Annotated in this window: 4 protein-coding genes; 3 read left to right on the top strand and 1 reads right to left on the bottom strand. The window is 49.3% G+C overall.

Going from position 1 to position 3,084, the window contains the following annotated elements:
* Nucleotides 1–867 (bottom strand): hypothetical protein (locus ACR2PX_RS23640; protein ID WP_434001808.1); only part of this gene is annotated, 867 nt, incomplete at its 3' end.
* A 233-nt stretch (nucleotides 868–1,100) separates the two neighbouring features.
* Between ACR2PX_RS23640 and ACR2PX_RS23635 the strand changes: the two genes are divergently transcribed.
* The 3 genes from ACR2PX_RS23635 to ACR2PX_RS23625 form a co-directional block, all read left to right on the top strand.
* Nucleotides 1,101–1,295: a hypothetical protein gene (locus tag ACR2PX_RS23635; protein ID WP_434001807.1), complete on the top strand. Its 195-nt coding sequence runs from the start codon at nucleotides 1,101–1,103 to the stop codon at nucleotides 1,293–1,295.
* 81 nt (nucleotides 1,296–1,376) lie between these two features.
* A complete protein-coding gene (locus ACR2PX_RS23630) occupies nucleotides 1,377–2,018 on the top strand; it encodes a phytase (protein WP_434001806.1) in 642 nt (213 codons plus the stop codon).
* Between the two features lie 152 nt (nucleotides 2,019–2,170).
* Nucleotides 2,171–3,084: phytase (locus tag ACR2PX_RS23625; RefSeq protein ID WP_434001805.1), on the top strand; the 914-nt coding region annotated here is incomplete at its 3' end.

Below are 3,084 nucleotides of genomic sequence, written 5' to 3'. Positions count from 1 at the left end.
GGACTCTACGGCTTTGGGCTTTACGGCTTTGGGGGCATCAAAGTAGAATTCGAGGTGCTCACAAAATGATCCGCCACAGGTTGGGCAAGGCTCGAAATTTACATGCTGGGTTTCTTCTGTACCCATGCTTTCTGACGTGTTTTCGCTCGTGCCTTCATTCTCTTCTTCTTGGTTCTTGGTATTCTCAGTACTTGATTTGCCTTCATTGCCTTCATTGCCTTCATTGCCTGTTGCCCCTTCTCCATCACAAGGGGAGGCACTGCTTATTTGGCTTTTATTATGGGAGCGACGGAGTATGCAGTAACGGGTATCAGGCTTTAAGGGAATTCTCCCATGGGCTGGCTCGTCATATCGAATATTTGTTTCATTGGAGTCATCAGGCTCATTCTCGCTCTCTTCCAATGCATACCACTCGGTGGTTTCATCCTCTTCCTCCTGTTCATCCTCATTTACCACTCCATCTATGTATTCCCCGGAGCTGCGAAATAACCGTAGCCGCCGGCTCTGTTTGACGGCTTCAGTGATTTCATAGTGTCGATCAACTCCTTTCTGTATTTCAGTAGCGACAGCTCTAGTCCCCGAGTCAAACTCAGGGAATATAACCTGCCCAGGAAGAAGTTCAGGAGGCGGTGGTGGTAGTGATGCGTTGTATTTCAGTTGTGAAATACTCTGAGGGGATAGTCCGAGCTTCATGCTTTTGGTGGGCTGGAGCCGGATCTGGGTTGTAGCGTTGTTCCCGAAGCACACCTGCTCCCCTTCGATTTCCGTATACATGCATTGCGTGCCAGGGAATGGCAGGACATTACCTTCTTTGAGGTATATAGCTTGCGTGGATGTGACCTCAACAGGAAGTTGTTGGGCGGTCATAAGTGTTTTGCTGAGAGCCATAAATAATAAAGCAAAACTCTCGTCCAGTGCGCAACAAGTTGAGCTGACCGTGCTGAAGGCTGCTATCCAAATGAGTGAGAATTTTTTTACAACTTGCAATGTTCGAGTTTCCGTTTGAATGTTAATTGAAAACTCAGGTTAGACAATGGCTGGTGATAGTGAGGTGGTTTCAAGCAGGCACTGGGCAAAAAGTCGCCGCGAAGCGGCCTACCTTGAACGTTGATGATTATACCCAGATTGATTTTACGGCCAGCTACCAGTTAACCGATGAGTTGAATGTTTTCTTCCAGGCGGTGAATCTCACCGATGCTGCTTTCTATAAGTACACCGGTAAAGAGAAATACAACGCTCAGTATGAAGAGTATGGCACTGCCTGGAAACTGGGTGTCACTCTCAGTAATTTCTAATAGCTGAAGAATACTGTAGGGGGAATCAACCTTAGTGTTCCCCCTGACGATAAAAAAACAGCCTAAAGCTGAATGTATTTGATGATGATAAAAACGACAATAAAACAGTTATCTATGACGGTCAGTCTGGTAGCCATGATGGCTGCTATGAGTGGTTGCAGCAATGATCCTGAGTTGAAGGCCAGTGCCATTCAGAATGCCCAAGGGCTTTCGGGTGAAACAGTCATACCTCTGGGGAGTGAAGATCAATCACTTTGGCTGGTCACTAGTGAAAACAAAGGGCTTTTGCTACTGAACGAAGATGGCAAGGTTCTCAGTCAGATCAATGGCAGTAATGAACTGCTGGATATACGACAAGACGTGACCATTAAGGGGCAGTCGGTATTACTGGCTGCCAGTGTTAACAAGGAAACCAACCGCCCTATGCTGGTGGCCGTAAATACGGAAGAGGGAACTCTCAAGCCATTGGCGAGCCTGCCATCTCCCACCTTTGATATCGATGGTATTTGTCTCTATCGCGACACTCAGCAACACGTTTACCTGTTTATGCTCAATGGGCGGGGAGCCGGTCAGCAGTGGCTGGTGGTTGACGGGGAAGCTCAACAACCCTTTGCGAGGGAAGTTCGTGATCTGAATTTGCCACCGCTTAGCAGCTATTGCAGTGTTGATGATACGACGAATGCTCTTTATGTCGCCGAAGAAGGCGTTGGGGTGTGGAAATAGGGTGCACACCCTGAAGCAGCACCGGGTCGTCAGGTCATTCAACTGGTACAGCCGCACGGTTCTACTGCTGTGAATGTAGCCGGTATTTCTGCATTCCCTGGTGGTGTGATGGTGGTTGATCCTGATACGGCTACCCTCAGTGGCTACCCTCAGTGGCTACCCTCAGTGGCTACAAAGTGGAAGGTGGAACCGTCGAAGAGGCATTTGCGCTCAAAGTGGCAGGAGCAGAAGCACCTGAATCAGTGGCTGTGGCTCGGGAAACCGATTCGACACTGCGTGTGGGCCTGTTTGATGATGAAACAGATCAGTATCTGGCTGCCGATCTGGATTGGGCAAAGTCTGAAGCAACACAAGACAGTGAGCTGGTAACCATCCTGCCTGAAGTGCAAACACCTTCCATGGGACGTTTTGGCGACGTGGCTGATGATCCGGCTATTTGGGTCAATCCTGAAAATGCCCGTCAGAGCATGGTGCTGGGGACCAATAAAAAGCAGGGACTGTTTGTTTATGACCTTCAGGGCAGGGAACTGCAGGCCTTCACAACAGGGCGTTTGAATAATGTGGATGTCCGTTATAACTTCTCACTGGGCCGAAAAACGGTCGATGTAGCAACGGCCAGTAACCGGACCGATAACAGTATTGCTGTTTACAGCATTGACCGTGAAACCGGTCGCTTGACCGAGTCCGGCAAGGTGAAGACGGATCTGTCCGAAATTTATGGCCTTTGTATGTACCAGCCCGAGCCGGGCCGTATTGACGTTTTCGTCAATGATAAGGATGGGACTTATCAGCAATACCGACTTAAAGCTGTTCATGGGCTGAAGGCTCCTGGAATGAGCATTGCCGGAACCAAAGTTCGTACCTTCAAAGTCGACAGTCAGCCTGAAGGTTGTGTTGCCAATGAAGCGACCCAACAGCTATTTGTGGGTGAAGAAGGTGCCGGTGTCTGGGTGATTGGTGCTAACGAAGACGACGGCGTTAAGCTGGAGTCTGTCGCTAAAGTTGGTGGTGCGCTGGTGGACGATGTTGAAGGCATGGCGGTGTATGCTCAGGAGCAGCAGTCTTA

It is taken from the genome of Endozoicomonas sp. (genome assembly GCF_051008435.1).
In the GTDB taxonomy this organism is placed as follows: domain Bacteria; phylum Pseudomonadota; class Gammaproteobacteria; order Pseudomonadales; family Endozoicomonadaceae; genus Endozoicomonas_A.
This window is presented reverse-complemented; position numbering and strand designations above follow the sequence as displayed.

Bases quoted from the DNA above. Each gene is read 5' to 3' on its own strand.
- ACR2PX_RS23630 (WP_434001806.1), top strand. From the start codon at position 1,377: ATGATGATAAAAACGACAATAAAACAGTTATCTATGACGGTCAGTCTG.